This window comes from Pseudomonas sp. CC11G, assembly GCF_056174845.1.
The window spans coordinates 731,540-750,323 of the sequence record NZ_JBWBZC010000001.1 but is presented as its reverse complement, the minus strand read 5'-3'; the positions used below and the strand labels follow the sequence as shown (position 1 = coordinate 750,323).

Annotated in this window: 11 protein-coding genes and 2 pseudogenes; 8 read left to right on the top strand and 5 right to left on the bottom strand. The window is 61.9% G+C overall.

The window, feature by feature from the left end:
- Positions 1-357 precede the first annotated feature (357 nt).
- The 4 genes and pseudogenes from AC0V2S_RS03545 (at position 358) to AC0V2S_RS03530 (ending at position 4,257) form a co-directional block, all read left to right on the top strand.
- A complete protein-coding gene (locus AC0V2S_RS03545) occupies positions 358-1,368 on the top strand; it encodes an ABC transporter permease subunit (RefSeq protein WP_271196867.1) in 1,011 nt (336 codons plus the stop codon).
- A gap of 13 nt (positions 1,369-1,381) precedes the next feature.
- Positions 1,382-2,287: an ABC transporter permease subunit gene (locus AC0V2S_RS03540; RefSeq protein ID WP_475508518.1), complete on the top strand. Its 906-nt coding sequence runs from the start codon at positions 1,382-1,384 to the stop codon at positions 2,285-2,287.
- Between the two features lie 10 nt (positions 2,288-2,297).
- The gene (locus AC0V2S_RS03535; protein ID WP_475508517.1) at positions 2,298-3,287 is read left to right on the top strand and encodes an ABC transporter ATP-binding protein; all 990 of its coding nucleotides are present in this window, start codon (positions 2,298-2,300) and stop codon (positions 3,285-3,287) included.
- Positions 3,284-4,257, top strand: a pseudogene (locus tag AC0V2S_RS03530) (peptide ABC transporter ATP-binding protein). The gene AC0V2S_RS03535 and the pseudogene AC0V2S_RS03530 overlap by 4 nt, the downstream one beginning before the upstream one ends.
- Positions 4,258-4,386: 129 nt before the next feature.
- Here the strand turns inward: AC0V2S_RS03530 and AC0V2S_RS03525 are convergent.
- Together AC0V2S_RS03525 and AC0V2S_RS03520 are read right to left on the bottom strand one after the other, a co-directional pair.
- Positions 4,387-6,954, bottom strand: coding sequence for a PepSY domain-containing protein (locus AC0V2S_RS03525; protein WP_475508516.1), 2,568 nt, complete (start codon positions 6,952-6,954; stop codon positions 4,387-4,389).
- A 278-nt stretch (positions 6,955-7,232) separates the two neighbouring features.
- Positions 7,233-9,485, bottom strand: a complete 2,253-nt coding sequence (locus tag AC0V2S_RS03520) for a TonB-dependent receptor (protein WP_475508515.1) — start codon at positions 9,483-9,485, stop codon at positions 7,233-7,235.
- Positions 9,486-9,701: 216 nt separating this feature from the next.
- On the opposite strand from AC0V2S_RS03520, the gene AC0V2S_RS03515 reads away from it, so the two are divergent.
- Positions 9,702-10,382 (top strand): Fe2+-dependent dioxygenase, encoded by a 681-nt coding sequence (locus tag AC0V2S_RS03515; protein ID WP_475508514.1) that lies wholly within the window; start codon positions 9,702-9,704, stop codon positions 10,380-10,382.
- A 1-nt stretch (position 10,383) separates the two neighbouring features.
- Complete coding sequence (locus AC0V2S_RS03510; RefSeq protein WP_475508513.1) at positions 10,384-11,175, top strand: tetratricopeptide repeat protein; 792 nt, start codon at positions 10,384-10,386, stop codon at positions 11,173-11,175.
- A 170-nt stretch (positions 11,176-11,345) separates the two neighbouring features.
- On the opposite strand, the gene AC0V2S_RS03505 is transcribed toward AC0V2S_RS03510, so the two are convergent.
- From AC0V2S_RS03505 to AC0V2S_RS03495, 3 genes are all read right to left on the bottom strand, one after another.
- Positions 11,346-12,509 (bottom strand): type III PLP-dependent enzyme, encoded by a 1,164-nt coding sequence (locus tag AC0V2S_RS03505; protein WP_475508512.1) that lies wholly within the window; start codon positions 12,507-12,509, stop codon positions 11,346-11,348.
- A gap of 577 nt (positions 12,510-13,086) precedes the next feature.
- On the bottom strand, positions 13,087-14,982 hold the full coding sequence (locus AC0V2S_RS03500; RefSeq protein WP_475508511.1) for a sensor histidine kinase: 1,896 nt from the start codon (positions 14,980-14,982) through the stop codon (positions 13,087-13,089).
- A complete protein-coding gene (locus tag AC0V2S_RS03495; RefSeq protein WP_475508510.1) occupies positions 14,979-15,659 on the bottom strand; it encodes a LuxR C-terminal-related transcriptional regulator in 681 nt (226 codons plus the stop codon). Before AC0V2S_RS03495 ends, AC0V2S_RS03500 begins: the two co-directional genes overlap by 4 nt.
- 120 nt (positions 15,660-15,779) lie before the next feature.
- Here AC0V2S_RS03495 and AC0V2S_RS03490 point away from each other — a divergent pair.
- Positions 15,780-16,280: pseudogene (locus tag AC0V2S_RS03490) on the top strand (methyl-accepting chemotaxis protein); the annotation flags it as partial.
- Positions 16,281-17,192: 912 nt separating this feature from the next.
- Complete coding sequence (locus AC0V2S_RS03485; protein WP_475508509.1) at positions 17,193-18,776, top strand: peptide chain release factor 3; 1,584 nt, start codon at positions 17,193-17,195, stop codon at positions 18,774-18,776.
- The last annotated feature ends 8 nt before the right edge of the window (positions 18,777-18,784 follow it).

The window sequence follows — 18,784 nt, the reverse complement described above, 5'->3', positions numbered from 1 at the left end:
CGGACTTGAACCGCTGCGCTTGGCTGGATTCAAACGTCAATAATTGGAGATGGCGGCAACTTGCCCTCTCCCTAACCCTCTCCCGCACGCGGGAGAGGGGACCGACCGAGTAGTACGCAACACCACCATTCGGCCCCCTCGCCCCAGCGGGGAGAGGGCTGGGGAGAGGGGGTTGGCTATCAGCCCCAACGAAGTAATAAGTGCAACAAAGCACCATCGTCGCGGGCACCACCCTTCACCCGTCGACTCATAACAGGCTCGCGCACACCCACGCGAAGCCATAAGAAACGCCCGGCGCCGCTGACTCTGTGCAGCGCCAGGTACGCCTAACCGGCTGATGAGGAGTTACCTTCCACGATGTTCACTTTTATTGCCCGACGTCTGGGGCTACTGATCCCGACGTTCTTCGGCATCACCTTGCTGACCTTCTCGCTGATTCGCCTGATCCCCGGTGACCCGGTGGAAGTGATGATGGGCGAGCGCCGCGTCGACCCGCAGATGCACGCCGAAGCCCTGGAGCGCCTGGGCCTCAACAAGCCGCTCTATGAGCAATACCTCAACTACATCGGCGATCTGGCCCAGGGCAACCTCGGCGAGTCGCTGCGCACCCGCGAAAGCGTGTGGCATGAATTCCTCACCCTGTTCCCCGCCACCCTGGAACTGTCGCTGGCGGCCCTGCTGTTCGCCGGCACGCTGGGGCTGCTGGCCGGGGTGATTGCGGCGCTCAAGCGCGGCTCGTTATTCGACCACGGCGTAATGGGCATATCGCTGGCGGGCTATTCCATGCCGATTTTCTGGTGGGGCCTGCTGCTGATCATGTTCTTCTCCGTGGGGCTGGGCTGGACGCCGGTGTCCGGGCGCATCGATCTGCTCTACGACATCGAACCGAAAACCGGCTTTATGCTGATCGACACCCTGCTCAGCGACGAAGAAGGCGCGTTCGTCGACGCCCTGCGTCACCTGATTCTGCCGGCCATTGTGCTCGGCACCATTCCGCTGGCGGTTATCGCCCGTATGACCCGCTCGGCCATGCTCGAAGTGCTGCGCGAAGACTATGTGCGCACCGCCAGGGCCAAGGGCCTGTCGCCGGCACGGGTAATTTTTGTGCATGGCCTGCGCAACGCCATGATTCCCGTGCTCACCGTGTTCGGCCTGCAAATCGGCGCGCTGCTGGCCGGTGCCGTGCTGACTGAAACCATCTTTTCCTGGCCGGGTATCGGCAAGTGGCTGATCGAGTCGATTGGCGCGCGTGACTACCCGGTGGTGCAGAACGGCATTCTGCTGATTGCCTGCCTGGTGATTCTGGTCAACTTCGTGGTGGATATCCTCTACGGCCTGGCCAACCCACGCATTCGCCATCAACGTTAAGGGAGGCCTGACCATGACTACTACAACGCCAGTGGCCGACCCGAGCACGCTCTACCCGTCGCCACTCAAAGAATTCTGGCAACACTTCGCCCGCAACAAGGGCGCCGTTGCCGGCCTGCTGTTTATGATCGTGATTGTGTTCTGCGCGCTGTTCGCCCCCTGGGTGGCACCGCATCACCCGAGCGAACAATTCCGCGATTTTCTCCTCACTCCGCCGGCCTGGCTGGCAGGTGGCCAAAGCCAGTTTCTGCTGGGCACCGATGAGCTGGGCCGTGACCTGCTCTCGCGCCTGATTCATGGCGCGCGGCTCTCCTTGCTGATCGGTTTGGCCTCGGTGGTGATGTCGCTGATTCCGGGCATCTTCCTGGGCCTGCTGGGCGGCTTTTTCCCGCGCCTGCTGGGCCCGACCATCATGCGTGTGATGGACGTGATGCTCGCCCTGCCCTCCTTGCTGCTGGCCGTGGCGATTGTCGCCATCCTCGGCCCAGGCCTGATCAATACGGTGATCGCGATTGCCGTGGTGTCGCTGCCTTCCTATGTGCGCCTGACCCGTGCGGCGGTGATGGGCGAGCTCAACCGTGACTACGTGACGGCCGCACGCCTGGCCGGTGCCGGGCTGTTCCGCCTGATGTTTGTCACCGTGCTGCCCAACTGCATGGCGCCGCTGATTGTGCAGGCGACCTTGAGTTTTTCCTCGGCCATTCTCGACGCGGCGGCCTTGGGCTTCCTCGGTTTGGGCGTGCAACCGCCTACACCCGAGTGGGGCACCATGCTGGCCTCGGCGCGCGATTACATCGAGCGCGCCTGGTGGGTGGTGAGCCTGCCGGGGCTGACCATTTTGCTCAGCGTGCTGGCAATCAACCTGATGGGCGATGGGTTGCGCGATGCGCTCGACCCGAAACTCAAGAATGCCGTCTGAGGAGCCCGCCATGAGTCTGTTGAATATCAAGAACCTGAGCGTGCGCTTCGGCGACGCCAATGCAGTACCCGTGGTCGATGGCCTCGACCTGAGCGTGAACAAGGGCGAGGTGCTGGCGATTGTCGGCGAGTCTGGCTCGGGCAAGTCGGTGACCATGATGGCGCTGATGGGCCTGATCGACGCCCCCGGCATCATCAAGGCCGACGCCCTGACCTTCGATGGCAGCGACATGCTGACCCTCAAGGGCCGCGCGCGACGCAAGATCGTCGGCAAAGACCTGGCCATGGTCTTCCAAGACCCGATGACCGCCCTGAACCCCAGCTACACCGTGGGCTTTCAAATTGAAGAAGTGATTCGCCAGCACCTCGGCCTGTCCGGCAAAGCCGCCCGCCAACGGGCGCTGGAATTGCTGGAACGGGTGGAAATCCCCGGCGCGGCCAGCCGCCTGAATGCCTACCCGCATCAGCTGTCCGGTGGCATGAGCCAACGGGTGGCGATTGCCATGGCTATTGCCGGCGAGCCGAAGCTGTTGATCGCCGACGAGCCAACCACCGCGCTGGATGTAACCATTCAGGCGCAGATCATGGACCTGCTGCTGGACCTGCAACGCGACCGCGACATGGCCCTGGTGCTGATCACCCACGACCTCGCCGTGGTAGCCGAAACCGCCAACCGCGTGTGTGTGATGTATGCCGGCCAGGCCGTGGAAGTGGGCCAGGTGCCGGCGCTGTTCGACGCCCCGGCGCACCCCTATACCGAAGCGCTGCTGGCGGCGATTCCCGAGCACAGCCAGGGCGCCAAACGCCTGGCCACCTTGCCCGGTATCGTGCCCGGCCGTTACGACCGGCCGCAGGGTTGCCTGCTGTCGCCGCGCTGCCCGTACGTGCAGCAGAAATGCCGCGATGTGCGGCCGAGTCTGGACCCCAGCGCCCTGGGTGAAGTGCGCTGCTTCTTCCCGCTGAACCAGCCCAGCCACGCCAACCAGGAGCCCGCACGATGAGCGTAGTACTGACGGCTCGCGACCTTACGCGCCACTACGAGGTCTCCCGTGGCCTGTTCAAACCGCACGCTACGGTGCGCGCGTTGAACGGTGTTTCGTTTGACCTGGAAGCCGGCAAAACCCTGGCGGTGGTGGGTGAATCGGGGTGCGGTAATCGACCCTGGCCCGCGCCCTGACCCTGATTGAAGAACCCTCCTCCGGCTCGCTGCAGATTGGCGGCCAGGAAGTGACCGGCGCCAGCAAGGCCGAACGCAAACAACTGCGCCGCGACGTGCAGATGGTGTTTCAGAGCCCGTATGCCTCGCTGAACCCACGGCAGAAAATCGGCGATCAACTGGCTGAGCCACTGGTGATCAACACCAACCTGTCGCGCAGCGAACGCCGCGAAAAAGTACAGGCGATGATGCAGCAAGTGGGCCTGCGCCCCGAGCATTACCAGCGCTACCCGCATATGTTTTCCGGCGGCCAGCGCCAGCGTATCGCCCTGGCGCGCGCCATGATGTTGAACCCCAAAGTGCTGGTGGCGGACGAGCCGACCTCGGCGCTGGATGTGTCGATTCAGGCCCAGGTGCTCAACCTGTTTATGGACCTGCAGGCCGAGTTCAACACCGCCTATGTGTTTATCAGCCACAACCTGGCGGTGGTGCAGCATGTGGCCGATGACGTGCTGGTGATGTACCTCGGCCGGCCGGCGGAGATGGGGCCCAAAGAGAAGATCTACGCCAAGCCGCTGCACCCTTACACCCAGGCGCTATTGTCGGCGACCCCGACTATTCACCCGGACCCGGACAAGCCGAAAATCAAGATCGTCGGTGAGCTGCCCAACCCGCTGAACCCGCCGAGCGGTTGCGCCTTCCACAAGCGCTGCCCGCATGCGACGGAGCGGTGCAGCAGCGAGGAGCCGCAGCTGCGGTTGCTTGATGCGCGGCAGGTGGCGTGTCACCACGCGGAGGTGATTAACGGGTTGTGATACCTGACAGATTCTGGATCCCCGCCTTCGCGGGGATGACGGTGTAATTCGGAAGATCTCCGTCATTCCCGCGCAGGCGGCGGTCCGACGATTCGGGATCCAGAATTGCAGCCCGAACGCATCAACACCTCAATACACATCCCTGCGATACCGCCCCTCTTCGGTGAGCTGCGTAACCACCTCATCCCCCAGCACCTGGCGCAACGCCTGGTCCACGCCGTCGGCCATGCCAAGCAAACTGCCGCAGACATAAATCGCCGCGCCATCGTTCACCCAAGCCTTGAGCTCATCTGCCGCCAGCAAGCGATGCTGCACGTAGACTTTCTCGGCCTGATCACGGGAAAACGCCAGGTCCAGACGCGCCAACTGGCCGCCGTCCAACCAGCCCAACAACTCGTTCTGGCAGAAGAAGTCATGGGCCGCATTGCGCTCTCCGAACAACAGCCAATTGCGGTTCAAGCCCTGGTTGATCTGTGCCTTCAACAAGCTGCGCAATCCCGCCAGCCCTGTGCCGTTGCCCAGCAGAATCAGCGGCCGTGGCTCGCTCGGCAGATGGAAACCACTGTTGCGGCGCAGACGCAGGCTGATGCCCTCGCCCACGTTCGCATGCACACACAACCAGCCGGAGCCGAGGCCAAAACTGCGGTCGGCATGGGTTTCGACCCGCACCAGCAGTTGCAGCACACCGTCTTCCTGCACCGACGCAATCGAATATTCGCGGGCGTTGATCGGCACCAGCGCATCCACCAGGGCTTGCGCATGCAGGCCCACCAGATGCTCGCGGCTGGCCGGCAACTGACGGTTGGCCAGGGCTTGCGCCAGGGTTTCCTGCAAACCCGCAACCTGCACTGGAGTGCTCGCGGCAATGCCCAGCCCGGCGAGGAAGTTATCCACAGCGGCGCTGCTGTTGCGCGGCAGCACTTCCACCAAATCACCGGCTTGCCAGCTGTAGCTGACTTCAGGCGGCGTGAGGTCGAGCAGGTAGGTCGGCGAACCGGCGCTGCCGGGGTTAAGCAGCTCACGGGCGCTGAGGGTCCAGTTGCCGTAAGTCGGTGCCTGCCAGGTGGTGGGCGCGGCGCTGCCGGATACCTGGGCCAGTTGCTGTTGCCACTGCTGCAGGGCGGCGCTGTCGCCGTTGTCGACTTCCACGGTGGCGAACAGGTGATTGCCGCCTTCCTGGCTCAGCCAGCCTTGCAAGCGATGGGCAAAGCCGCAGAAGTGTTGGTACTGGCGGTCGCCCAACGCGAGCACGGCGTATTTAAGTTCGCTGAGGCCCAGGTTCTGGCCGAGCAGTTTGCGTTCAAAACCACGGGCGCTGTCCGGCGCTTCGCCGTCGCCGAAAGTGCTGACCACGAACAATGCGTTACGGGTTTCGCGCAGTTGCTGCGGGCTCAGGCTGGCCAGCGGCTGCACGTTGACGGCAAAGCCTGCGGCCTGCAATTGGCCGGCGCTCTGCCAAGCCATTTGTTCGGCAAAACCACTTTGGCTGGCGAAGCCGATCAGCCAGCTGTCACCGCCGGCCGAAGCCGCATTCACCCCACCACGGGCTGCGCGCACCTGGCGTTTTTTGCGGCGGCGGTCGAGGTAGAGCAGCCAGCCGGTGATAAAGAACAGCGGCATGGTCAGCGCGGCGGCGGTGATCAGAATCCGCCCGACAATGCCGAAGTAACTGCCGACGTGCAGCGCATAGATGCTGGTCAGCAATTGCTGGCCGAAGGGTTGTTCGGTGTACAGCGTGTGGCGCCGCACCTTGCCGGTTTGCGCGTCGATCTGGATTTCGTTCATCGCCCGTTCGTGGGCCGCGTCATCGAGCAGATAAACCACCTGCACCGGTTGCTTGGCGTCCTGCGGCGAACGGATGTTGTACATCGCAAGCGCTGGGCCGGCGGTTTGGGTAACGCTGGCCCACAGCGCTTCGTAGTTGATCGGCACCGGCGCGGCGGCTTGTGGTGGCGGGCCTTTGCGGTCGCCACGGCCGCCTTCACCACGACCACCGCCTGGCTTGCCGCCGCGCTCGCCGGCCGGCGCGCTGCCCAGCAGCGCATAGGCGCCCTGGTTAAACCATTGGTACGACCAGGTCAGGCCGGTGAGCGATGCCATGAGGTAAAACACCAGGCACCAGGTGCCGGCCACGGCGTGCAGATCCCAGTTGAACGCGCGGCCTTTCTTGGCCCAGTCCAACGTCAGCCAGGCGCGCCAGTTCAGCGCCTTGCGCGGCCAGCGCAGGTACAGGCCCGACAGGCAGAAAAACAGCAACATCAGGGTGCAGGCACCGGTGATGTTTTTACCGAATTCGCCCATGGCCAGAAAGCGGTGCAGTTGGAACATCAGGTCGAAGAACGCTTTGCCGGACGGCTCACCCAGCAGCTCGCCGGTGTAGGGGTCCAGGTAACGCATCGGCCCACGGCGCTCGCCCGGTTTGGGCATAAAGAACACTTGCGAGGCTTTGTTCTCGTGGGTGAATACCCGCAAGCCCGCGACGCCCATGCCGGCGGCGGTCTGGGCTTTTTCAACCAATTGCGCTGGCGGCAGCACGCCGCTTTCGCGGATTTGCACCTGGAGGATGTCGGGGTTCAGCGCGATGGAGATTTCGTCCTGAAACGAATACAGCGCGCCGGTAATACCCATCAGGGACAGCACCAGCCCGCCGGTGATGCCGAAGAACCAATGCAGTTGAAATAACACGTTCTTGAACACAACAACCTCATCTGAACCGGCGCCCTGGAGCGCTGCAAATCGTTAATAGCGGCGAATTCTATTTGAGAATAGCTACCAACCGAGCAACCTTTACGTATCGTTTACTAACACGTGTGCCGCGCGCCCTTACCTCACCTGACAAAAAAGCCCCGAGCGATGAATCGCTCAGGGCTTGCGCAGCGGCGGATGCAACGCCGCTGTTTTTTTGCTCGGATAGTTCTTTTGCTGTTTCTGATACAGGTCTTCTGGCCGACGGCCAGAAGACCGGCCGCCAAACACTAGAAATGGAAGTTGGTGCTGAGCAGCGCTGTGCGGCCTGCCGCCACGTGAGCCATATGCGTCGAGTAAACCTGATCGTAATAACGCTCGTCGGTCAGGTTCTGCACGTTCAATTGCAGGTCGAGGTTTTTGCTCACCACGTACTTGGCCATGGCGTCGTAGCGCCAGTAGTCCGGCACTTCCACGGTGTTGGCGGCGTTGCCGAAACGCGAGTCGACGTAGTACGCACCGGCGCCCACGGTCAACGCTGGCAGCACCTGATAGGTGGTCCAGAAGCTGGCGCTGTTTTCCGGCACGCTCGGGATGTCGTTGCCGTCGTAAACGCCATCGACATAACGAGCCGGAGCGCCACTCGCCGCAACGTTCACAGTACCGCTCTTGGTCAGCTCACCGTGCAGGTAGGTGTAGTTGGCGAACACCTGCCATTTGTTGGTGATTTTGCCGCTGGCACCCAACTCGAAACCGTCCACGCGGGTTTCGCCGATGTTCTGCGTCAGGCCATCTTCATCGGTCACCCGGGCATTGGTTTTCTCGGTGCGGAACACGGCGGCGTTCAGGCCCAGGCGCTCGTCGAAGAAGTCCCACTTGGTGCCCACTTCGTAGTTGCGGTTGCGCTCTGGCTCAAGCGCTTGGGTACCCACGGCAATACCGTCGGAACCTTCGCCGCTGGTTTCGCCGACCGGGTTGCTGGAGGTCGACCAGGCCACATACACACTGCCGTTGGGCAGCGGATTGAAGACCAGGCCCAACTGGTAGTTCCAGAAATGCGATTTGTTTTCGTAGTCGAACGCGCCGCTGACGTTGTTGGTGCCGCGGGTAACGCTCAGGCCTTGCGACTCGGTTTCATAGTCGTCATAGCGCAGGCCGGCGTTCAACGACCACTGCTCGTTGAACTTCAGCGTGTCGAACACGTAGGCCGACAGAGTTTTGGTGTCGGTGTCGGTGTAGGCGTTGCTGTCGGCAATGGTGCCGTGGAAGGTGTCGTTGTAGCTCGGGTTAGCCAGCGTGGTGCAATCGTTCGACGCCAGGGTGGTGGCGTTGCAAGCGTTGCCGCCGGCGCCCTGGGTGACGAAGTAGCCACGGTTATGCACACCTTCGTTGCTGAACTCGACGCCAGTATTCACCGCGTGCTCGATAAAGCCGGTGCTGAAACGCGCGCTGAGGTCGGTCTGGTTGATCAGGCCCTCGGAAGTCGAGTTACGGCTTTTGGCCGAGCGCGACACATAGCCGTTGGCAACGTTGCCACGCGAGTCATCCGGGTTGGTGGCGATGTAATCCAGGGTGGTGCGCACCACGCGTGCCGAGTTGGAGACGGTGATGTTGTCGTTCAAATCGTGTTCGAGCTTGATGGTGCCGGTGTCGGTGGTGCTGTCGCGGTAGTCACGCGAGCTGAAGCCGTAGAACTTGTCTTTGTCGCCAGCGGGCGTGCGCACACCATCGGCGCCGACGGTGCTTTGCAGCGGGTTGCCCAGGTCTGGCGTATCTTCGCCTTCCACGTGGTAGTACGAAACCGTGGCGCGGGTTGGCGTGTTGAAGCCAAAGGTCACGGTCGGTGCCACGCCCCAACGGCTAACGTCCACACCAGCACGGCCGGCGACATTGGCGTCGTGCTGCATCAGGTTGATACGCGCGGCGATGGTGTCGGTGAGCACGCGGTTCACGTCCAGGGTGTAGCGGCGGGTCTGGTCGGAGCCGTAGGTGAAGCCGGCGTCGGCAAAATCCTGCTGCTTGGCGGTTTTGCTGATCAGGTTGAGGCTGCCACCGGTGGAGCCGGCGCCAGTGAAGGCCGAGCCTGGGCCTTTGCTCACTTCCACTTGCTCGATGTTGAACACTTCACGGGTTTGCGAGGCCACGTCGCGCAGGCCGTCGACAAACACGTCGCTCTCGGCGTTGAAGCCACGAATGATCGGGCGATCGCCAGCCGGGTTGCCGCCTTCACCAGCACCAAAGGTGATGCCCGAGGTGGTGCGCAGGGCGTCGGCCAGGGACAGGGAACCGGTGTCCTTGATCACTTGGTCGCTGATGACGGTGACGCTTTTCGGCGTCTCGCGCAGCGGCGCGGTGTACTTGCTGGAGGCGGACTGATCGACCTTGTAGTTATCGACCTGGTCTTGTTCACCGACCACGCTGGAAGCGTCCAGAGCCACCGGCTCAGCGGCGTGCGCCAACGGGGTAGCAGACATGGCAACACCCACCGCAGTGGCGAGCAAACGTGGCGAAAAAACAGTCGATTCTGACGGCGTGGCGGACATGCGGTTTCCCTCCCGAGGAATGACAAAGGCCGCGGAATTTAGAGCAACAGCTAAGTGTTATCAATTGAAATTAATTCGCATGTAGAAATATTTACAAATTGCTTACACTCTTTAAAACGGCCGAAACCCGCGTACTACTTGAGCTTCAGAGGTTGTAAGCGTGCTAAGCAATGAATTATCATTTGAGACTTACTTTCAACTACACACGGTTTCGCCATGCTGTTGCACATTCCCGGCGTTTTCACCCGCGATGAAATCAAGCAGATTCGCGTCGCGCTGGAACAGGCCGAATGGGCCGACGGCAAAGTGACGGCGGGCCACCAGTCGGCCAAAGCCAAACACAATTTGCAGCTGCCGGAAGACCATCCGCTGGTGCGCGAAATCAGCACGCAAATGCTCACGCGCTTGTGGCAAAACCCGTTATTCATGTCGGCCGCGTTGCCGCATAAAGTCTTTCCGCCACTGATCAATTGCTACACCGGCGGCGGCGAATTCGGCTTCCATATCGACAACGCCATTCGCCAGGTGAAAAACAGCGTGGAGCGGGTGCGCACCGACCTGTCCGCCACCGTGTTTTTCAGCGATCCGGAAGAGTACGACGGCGGCGAATTGGTGATTCAGGACACCTACGGCAACCAGCGGGTAAAACTGCCGGCCGGCGATATGGTGCTGTACCCCGGCACCAGCTTGCACAAGGTGGAAGCCGTCACCCGCGGCGCGCGCTTTGCCTCGTTTTTCTGGACCCAGAGCCTGGTGCGTGAAGACAGCCAGCGCGCGCTGCTGTTCGAGATGGACCAGGCCATTCAGCACCTGACCCGCGACGTACCCGACCACCCTGCCCTGCTGCAACTGACCGGCAATTACCACAACCTGCTGCGCCGCTGGGCGGACGTTTAACGTGCCCAACGCCAGCCTGCGCCGCGAAGAACACCTGAACGCCGAAGAGCTGGTTGCGCTGCTGTCGGTGGACCCCGGCCGCGCCGCCAAAGCCATTCTGGCTGCCGCCAAGCAAGGCCTGCTGGACGCGCAAACCATGCTCGGCCAACTGCTGCTCGACGGGCGCGGTATCGAGCGCGACCCAGCCTTGGCCGTCACCTGGTTCCGCATCGCCGCCCGCCAGGGCCACGCCATGGCGCACAACATGCTCGGGCGTTGCCTGGAACACGGCTGGGGCTCGGAAGCCAACCTGCCGGCCGCCGCCGAGCATTATCAATACGCCGCTGACGCAGGGCTGGACTGGGGCCAATACAACCTGGCCAACCTGCTCGCCACCGGACGCGGCGTACTGCGTGACCCGCCGCAAGCCTTCGCGTTGTACCTGCGTGCGGCCGCGCAGGGACATGCCAAGTCGATGAACTTGGTCGGGCGGTTCTACGAAGAGGGTCAGGCGGTGTTGCGCGATACCACGCTGGCTCATCAGTGGTATCGCCGCTCTGCCGAAGCTGGAGATTTTCGTGGGCAGTTCAGCCACGCGGCGGTGCTGGTTGAACAAGGTGAGATCGAGGCGGCAATAGGCTGGCTGCGGACAGCGCTGCAGCACGGCAACCTCAACTTCCTGCGCGTGGCCCGTCACTCTCTACAGCAAGCCGAGCAGCCCGAAATTCGCGCCGTCGCCACCGACTACTTCCGCCGCGCCGCCGAGCTTGGCGACGACGCCGACCGCCAGGCGTACGCCGCGCTACGCACTTGATCTTCGTAGGATGGGTAGAGCGCAGCGAAACCCATCGTTACGCGAATCGATGGGTTTCGCTGCGCTCGCCTGGGCGGCCCCACCCATCCTACGAAACAGCTCTACCCATCCTAGGAAAGAAAGACACAAAAAAGCCCCGCACATGGCGGGGCTTTTTCATTCCACAAGCCTTACAGGTAGAACGCCTTCAGCGGCGGGAAGCCGTTGAATTCCACTGCGCTGTAGCTGGTGGTGTAGGCACCGGTGGACAGCCAGTACAGGCGGTCACCAATGGCCAGGTTCAGCGGCAGGCCGTACTTGTAGTTCTCGTACATGATGTCGGCGCTGTCGCAGGTTGGGCCCGCGATCACCACTTCTTCCACTTCGCCTTTCTTCTCGGTCCAGATCGGGAACTTGATGGACTCGTCCATGGTTTCGATCAGGCCGGAGAACTTGCCCACGTCCACATACACCCAGCGCTCCACCGCGGTACGCGATTTACGCGCCACCAGCACCACTTCGCTGACTAGAATGCCGGCGTTGGCGATCAGCGAGCGGCCTGGCTCCAGAATGATTTCCGGCAGGTCGTCACCGAAGTCTTCCTTGAGGAAACGGATGATTTCTTCGGCGTAGGTTTCCAGGCTGTTGGTGCGGGTGATGTAGTTGGCCGGGAAGCCGCCACCCATGTTGATCAGTTTCAGCTCGATGCCGTCTTCTTCTTTCAGGCGCTCGAAAATCACTTTCACTTTGGCAATCGCCGCATCCCATACCGAGATATCGCGCTGCTGCGAACCCACGTGGAATGACAGGCCGTACGGCACCAGGCCCAGGTCACGGGCTAGAATCAGCAGGTCCATGGCCATGTCGGTCTGGCAGCCGAATTTGCGCGACAGTGGCCAGTCAGCGGTGGTCGAGCCTTCGGTGAGAATGCGTACGTAGACTTTCGAACCCGGCGCGGCCTTGGCGATATTGCGCAGGTCGGCCTCGGAGTCGGTGGCGTACAGGCGCACGCCTTTTTCGTAGAAGTAACGAATGTCTTTGGATTTTTTGATGGTGTTGCCGTAGCTCATGCGCTCCGGGCCGACACCGGCGGACAGCACCTTGTCCAGTTCATAGATCGAGGCGATGTCGAAGTTCGAGCCCTTGTCGCGCAACAGCTCGATGATCTCGATGGCCGGGTTGGCCTTGACGGCGTAGTACACCTTGGCAAATTCAAAACCGGCGCGCAGGTCGTCGTAGGCCTGGCTGATGATCTGGGTATCGATCACCACGAATGGGGTTTCTTTCTCGTCGGCGAACGCCTTCATCTTCTGGAAGGTTTCACGCGCGTAATAGTCTTCGACCTTGATCGACATACTCGGGACTCCATGGGCAAAACAAACAAAGGTAGTTAGGGGTGGCTTTGTGACAAAGCCGCGAACGTCTAATCCGTTTCCCCACTTTGGTTCGCCTACTTCCCAAGGCTTGTCGCCGAGTATCGAATTCGATCTCTCGTCGTCAGTACTTGAGCCGCATGGATCGTTTCCAGCATGGACGTTCGGGCGCGAACTTTAGGAGCATGTGGGGGCAGAATCAATCAAAAAATGCCGCTGTTTTGCACCTATTTGCCGCCTCGTTTTGGATAACAAACAAAACGTCCGAAATGCTGCACAAACCGTTGCCAATCAAGGGTTGCAGCGTAGGTGCCTAGGTAAGTGTCCGGGTCTTTTTTGACAGACCGACTATCGGGGTGAGGGTTCAGTTGGGCTGACCGTTGGGGCAGGTAATTATTCTTCCCGCCCCACCACCCATCGGTCCCCTCTGCCCGCTTGCGGGAGAGGGCTAGGGAGAGGGTTTTGATTGTGAGGTTTGATCAGCTGACGCTTAAGAGCAAAGCCCTCTCCCCCGCCCTCTCCCGCAAGCGGGCAGAGGGAGCTGACCGAGACAGGCCGCTCAGCCCCCATTCGGCCCCGCCACCGGCAACCACAACGTAAACACCGTACCTCTCCCCTGCTCACTCACCCGCCACTGCACCTCACTACTCAACGCTGCCGCCCGACTACGAATATTACCCACCCCGCGCCCGCTGCCGGCCACCTGCTCAGGCGGCACAAACCCGTTGCCATCGTCCGCCACGCGCACCGCCACGCCCGCCTCGCTGGCCTCGGTACTAAAGGTGATGCGCTGGGCTCCGGCGTGCTTGAGGATATTGCTCACCACCTCCTGAACAATGCGCAGCACATGCAAGGCGTTGCCCGGCGTCAGCCAGTCCAGGCTAGGCAAGGCCTGCACCTGCCACTGCAATTGCACGCCGGCGGCCAGCAAACGCGGTTGCAGGCGATACCGCAGGGTCGCCAGCAGCAGGGTGAGGTCGGCTTCCATGGGTTCGAGCGAGTCGATGGTCAGCTTCAGCTCATCCATGCATTCGCGCAGCACCTGCTCGATATCGGCCACCGCGCTGCCGTGCTCGGCCATGCGCAGCGCGCCGGTGAGCGAGGAGCCCAGGCCGTCGTGCATGTCCTGCATCAGCCGCTGCCGTTCGCGGGCCAGGGTTTGCCGCTGCTCGATGGCGTGCAGCTGTTGATAACTGGCCGCCAGCTCGGCTTCACGCTGCACCAGGGTGGAGGCCAGCAACTCCTGGCTGCGCTCCAGGCCATGAATGCTGTCCAGGTAGCGGCGCAGCAATACATAGGAAAACAGCAGGCAGAACCCGATTTCCCAATAGGGCATCAGGTACGGCTGCTCGAGGCTGAGCAGGTAGTTCTGCAACAACAGGTCGTGGGTGGCTACCGGCAGAGAAATGACGTTGAGCCACGCCAACCACTGCGCCACACCGGGCCGCCGCCAGGTTTGCCGCACCAGCACCACCGTCGCCGCCAGCACCAGCACCAACAACACGCCGTGGCCCACGGCGGCCAATGCGGCGATATGTTGCGAGGACACCAACCAGGGCAGGGTCAACACACCCGCCAGCAACGCAGCCGCCAGCAAGCTGCGCTCCAGCCACGGCCGCCGCGTGCCGCTGAGGTGGAAGTTGAAAATCAGGCAGATCATGCCCATCAGGTTCATCGCGTTGACGGTCAGCCAACCGAACCAGGCGGAGGGAAACAGCTGCGTATCCAGGGGCCCGACGTAATGCAGGCAGCGCAGCGCAAACAGCAGCGACGCCACGGCAAACAACCCATACAAGGGCTCGCGACGCGCATACCACACCGCCACGGCAAACACCCCCAGGGCCAAAAACGCCACGCCGATGGCCGGCGGCAAGTACACCTGCAAGGCCTGACGCCAGCGATAACGCCCCTGCAACTCGGCTTGCGGGCCCACCCATAAACTGGAAATGCCGGCGCCCTGACCCACGGTGCTGTCCATACGCAGCAACAGTTCGCTGGGCCGCGTGCGTTCATCCAACGCATCCAGGGCCACCCATAGCGGCTGGTTGAAACCGTTCCACACCGGGTCGCCCTCGGAGCGCCAGAGCAAACGGCCATCGCCGTACAGCGCCACTTGCCCCACGGTTTGCCAGCGCGGGAGATACAGATATAGCGGCGCCTTGCTGGCCAGCAACGGTTTAGCCAGATGCACGCTGTACCAGGTGGTTTGCACCTGGCCTTCACGCGCGCTACCCAAGGTGCGCGGCATGCTCACATGGGGCAATTGCACCGTTTGCCAACCGCTGTCTGGCAGCGGGCGCAGGAGCCGGCCAGGCGGTGGCGCAAATGCTTCGGTGGTGGGCGGTAACGTCAGCGCTTGCACGGCCGTGAAATGCACGGCGGGCGGTGGCTCGCTGGCATCTACCGGCAGGATCGCCAGCAGGCCCAGCCAAAGCGCCAGCAACCCTGCCCTCACGTACGGCCCTCGTCATTGAGCAGGCCACGGCGATGGGCTTCCACCACCACCGCTGCGCGCGAACGCACGCCCAGCTTGCGGTAGATACGGCGGATATAGGTCTGCACGGTCCAGGGCGAAACACCGAGCGTTTCGGCGATTTCATTGCTGACGAACCCTTGGGCAATCTGATCGAGCACCGCTCGCTCACGCTCAGACAATTCCGCCAGCGGTTCCTGTACCGACTCAGGTGGGAGTGTCGGGTTGCTGGCGACAGCGACGGGGCGAAACTGACGCAGCAAGCGCCGGGCAATGATGGGGCTGATGGGGCTGCCGCCGGCATGCAGGGTGCGAATGGCCTCGACGATGCCGGGCGCCAATTCATCCTTGAGCAGATACCCGGCCGCCCCGGCGCTGATACTGGCCAGTACCCGTTCCTCGTCGCCAAACAGGGTCGCGACCATCACGGCGCAGTCGGGCCAGGCGTGCTGAGCCGCCGCAATCACATCGATACCCGAACCATCGGGCAGGCCCAAATCCACCAACAACACATCGGCGGCCGGGCCGTCCAACAACGCCAAACCTTCGCGACGAGTCATGGCCACAGCGCTCAGGGTTACATCGTCGGCAAGCGCAACAGCGGCCTGCACCGAGTCACGAAACCGCGGGTCGTCCTCTACCACTGCCAAACGAATCATGGCGGTACTGCCTCGTTGGATGCCGATGGAAAATCGCTACTTTGTCGTTTCTGCCAAGCCCACACAAGACCGTAATCGGCGGTACGCCTTGGTGCGCGCAGCACACCCTGCGGCGCTCTGATGCACCTTCACGCACCACGTCTCGTTGCCCATAGCCAACCCAGGCCCGTAAAACTGCTAATCCACGCGGCTATCCCGTCCTGGCATGCTCACTGCACAGCCCCACGCTCCCATCGCAGTCCAGGCCTTTGCCTAAGAGAGCGCACCGTGCAAACCCTGTCCGCACGCCCAACCAGCACCGCCGCAAAACCCGTCGCCAAGCAGGATGCACTCGACAACACCATGGGCCAGATCAAGAAGCTGGTCAGCGATCTGGAACACAACGCCAACGAGATCAACGGCATCGTCAACGTCATCCGCGACGTGGCCAAGCACACCAATTTGCTGGCGCTGAACGCCGCCATTGAAGCGGCCCGCGCCGGTGAAGTGGGTCGTGGGTTTGCCGTGGTAGCGGATGAGGTGCGCGCCCTGGCACAACGCACCGCCACGGCCACCAGCGACATCGCCCAAAAGGTAGCGAGCATCGGCGTCGACACCCGCAATGCCGTAAAAGGCGTGGAGGCGGCCGAACGCGATGCGTTGCAGGAAACTGCCCATCTATTGGCATCGCAGGAAGCGGCGCGCCTGGAAACCCGCTTTGCCAAACTGGCGGCCAGCCTGCATGGGGTGAAACGCTTTATTGAAGGCCTGTGGCACGCCAAGCTCGGCCCCGGGCGCGATGCGATCAGCGCCGTGATGGCCGCCAACCTCAAGGCTGATAAAGATGTGCTGGCCTACTCCTGCTGCCTGGAAGGCGACTTGCTGGATGGTCGCAACAGCGAGTTTCGCGGCGCCCCCGGCCATGCGCCGGATGGCCGGTTTATTCCGTACTGGAACCGTGGCCAGGGCAACGTCGCCATGGAGCCACTGGCTGACCACGACAAACCCGGCCTCAACGACTGGTACGAAATCCCCCGCCGTAGCAACCACGACGTGATGATGGAGCCCTACGACTACCCGGTGAATGGCCGCAACATCCGTATGACTTCCCTAATGGTGCTGGTGAAATTCAACGAGCGGTTCGCCGGCATTCTCGGCGCCGACTTTGCCGTGGATGCGATGCAAAAAGAGCTGTCGGAACGTAAACCGTTGGGCGTCGGTTACCTGGCGTTGATCTCCACGGCGGGCAACTACGTCACTCACCCGGACCCGGCCTGGATGGGCAAACCGGCCAGCGACCTGAGCGCCGAAGCCCGCCAGGCCATCAAGAGCGGCAAAGCCTTGCGCTATGTGCAGAGCGGCGACCTGGTGCGAGTGTTCTGCCCGGTGAATACGGGCGTGGCGCAAACCCCGTGGTCGTTGATGGTGTGCTTCAGCATCGAGGCGGCCTTGAAAGCCCAAGCGGGCTAAGCCATTGGGCTCGCCGCCACCAAACGCGGCGGGCATCTGTGTATACTTCGCGGCCAATTTCCAGCTCCACGACCAGGTTCCCGCATGACCACTCAGGCCGCCGAAGTCGCGAAACGCCGCACGTTCGCCATCATCTCCCACCCCGACGCCGGTAAAACCACCATTACCGAAAAGCTCTTGCTGATGGGTAAAGCCATTGCTGTGGCTGGTACGGTGAAGTCGCGTAAATCCGACCGGCATGCGACGTCCGACTGGATGGAAATGGAGAAGCAACGCGGTATTTCCATCACCACCTCGGTGATGCAGTTCCCCTACCGCGAGCATATGATCAACCTGCTCGACACCCCCGGCCACGAAGACTTCTCCGAAGACACCTACCGCACCCTGACCGCGGTGGACTCGGCGCTGATGGTGCTCGACGGCGGTAAAGGCGTTGAGCCACGCACCATCGCCCTGATGGACGTGTGCCGCCTGCGCGACACCCCCATCGTGAGCTTTATCAACAAGCTCGACCGCGACATTCGTGACCCGATTGAACTGCTCGACGAGATCGAAGCTGTTCTGAAAATCAAAGCCGCGCCGATCACCTGGCCGATTGGCTGCTACCGCGATTTCAAGGGTGTTTATCACCTGGCCGACGACTACATCATCGTGTACACCGCCGGCCACGGGCATGAACGCACCGACGTAAAAATCATCGAGAAGCTCGACTCCGATGAAGCCCGCGCCCACCTGGGTGACGAATACCAACGCTTTGTCGATCAGCTGGAACTGGTGCAGGGCGCCTGCCACGAGTTCGACCAGCAGGAATTCCTCGACGGCAAACTGACCCCGGTGTTCTTCGGGACCGCGCTCGGCAACTTCGGCGTCGACCATGTGCTGGACGCGGTCGTCAACTGGGCTCCCCAGCCGCTGGCCCGGGTTGCCAACGAGCGCACCGTGGAGCCGGAAGAAGAGAAATTCACCGGCTTCGTGTTCAAGATTCAAGCGAACATGGACCCCAAGCACCGCGACCGTATTGCCTTTATGCGCATCTGCTCGGGCAAGTACGAGAAGGGCATGAAAATGCGCCACGTACGCTTGGGCAAGGAAGTGCGGATCGGCGATGCGCTGACCTTCTTCTCCTCCGAGCGTGAGCAGTTGGAAGAAGCGTTTGCCGGCGACATTATTGGTTTGCACAACCACGGCACCATTCAGATCGGCGACACGTTCACCGAAAGCGAAAACCTCGGTTTTACCGGTATTCCGCATTTCGCCCCGGAACTGTTCCGCCGCGTACGCCTGAAAGACCCGCTGAAGTCCAAGCAACTGCGCCAAGGCCTGCAAGAGCTGGCCGAAGAAGGCGCCACCCAGGTGTTCTTCCCCGAGCGCAGCAACGACATCATTCTCGGCGCCGTGGGTGTGCTGCAGTTCGATGTGGTCGCCAGCCGTTTGAAGGGCGAATACAAGGTGGAGTGCCAGTACGAGCCGATTACCGTGTGGTCGGCGCGTTGGATCGATAGCAGCGATAAGAAGAAGCTTGAGGAATTCAAGGTGAAGGCGGTGGAAAACCTGGCCATTGATGGTGGCGGGCATTTGACCTACTTGGCGCCGACTCGGGTGAATTTGAGTTTGATGGAGGAGCGGTGGCCGGAGATTAAATTCCGGGCTACTCGTGAGCATCACTAATCTTAAAA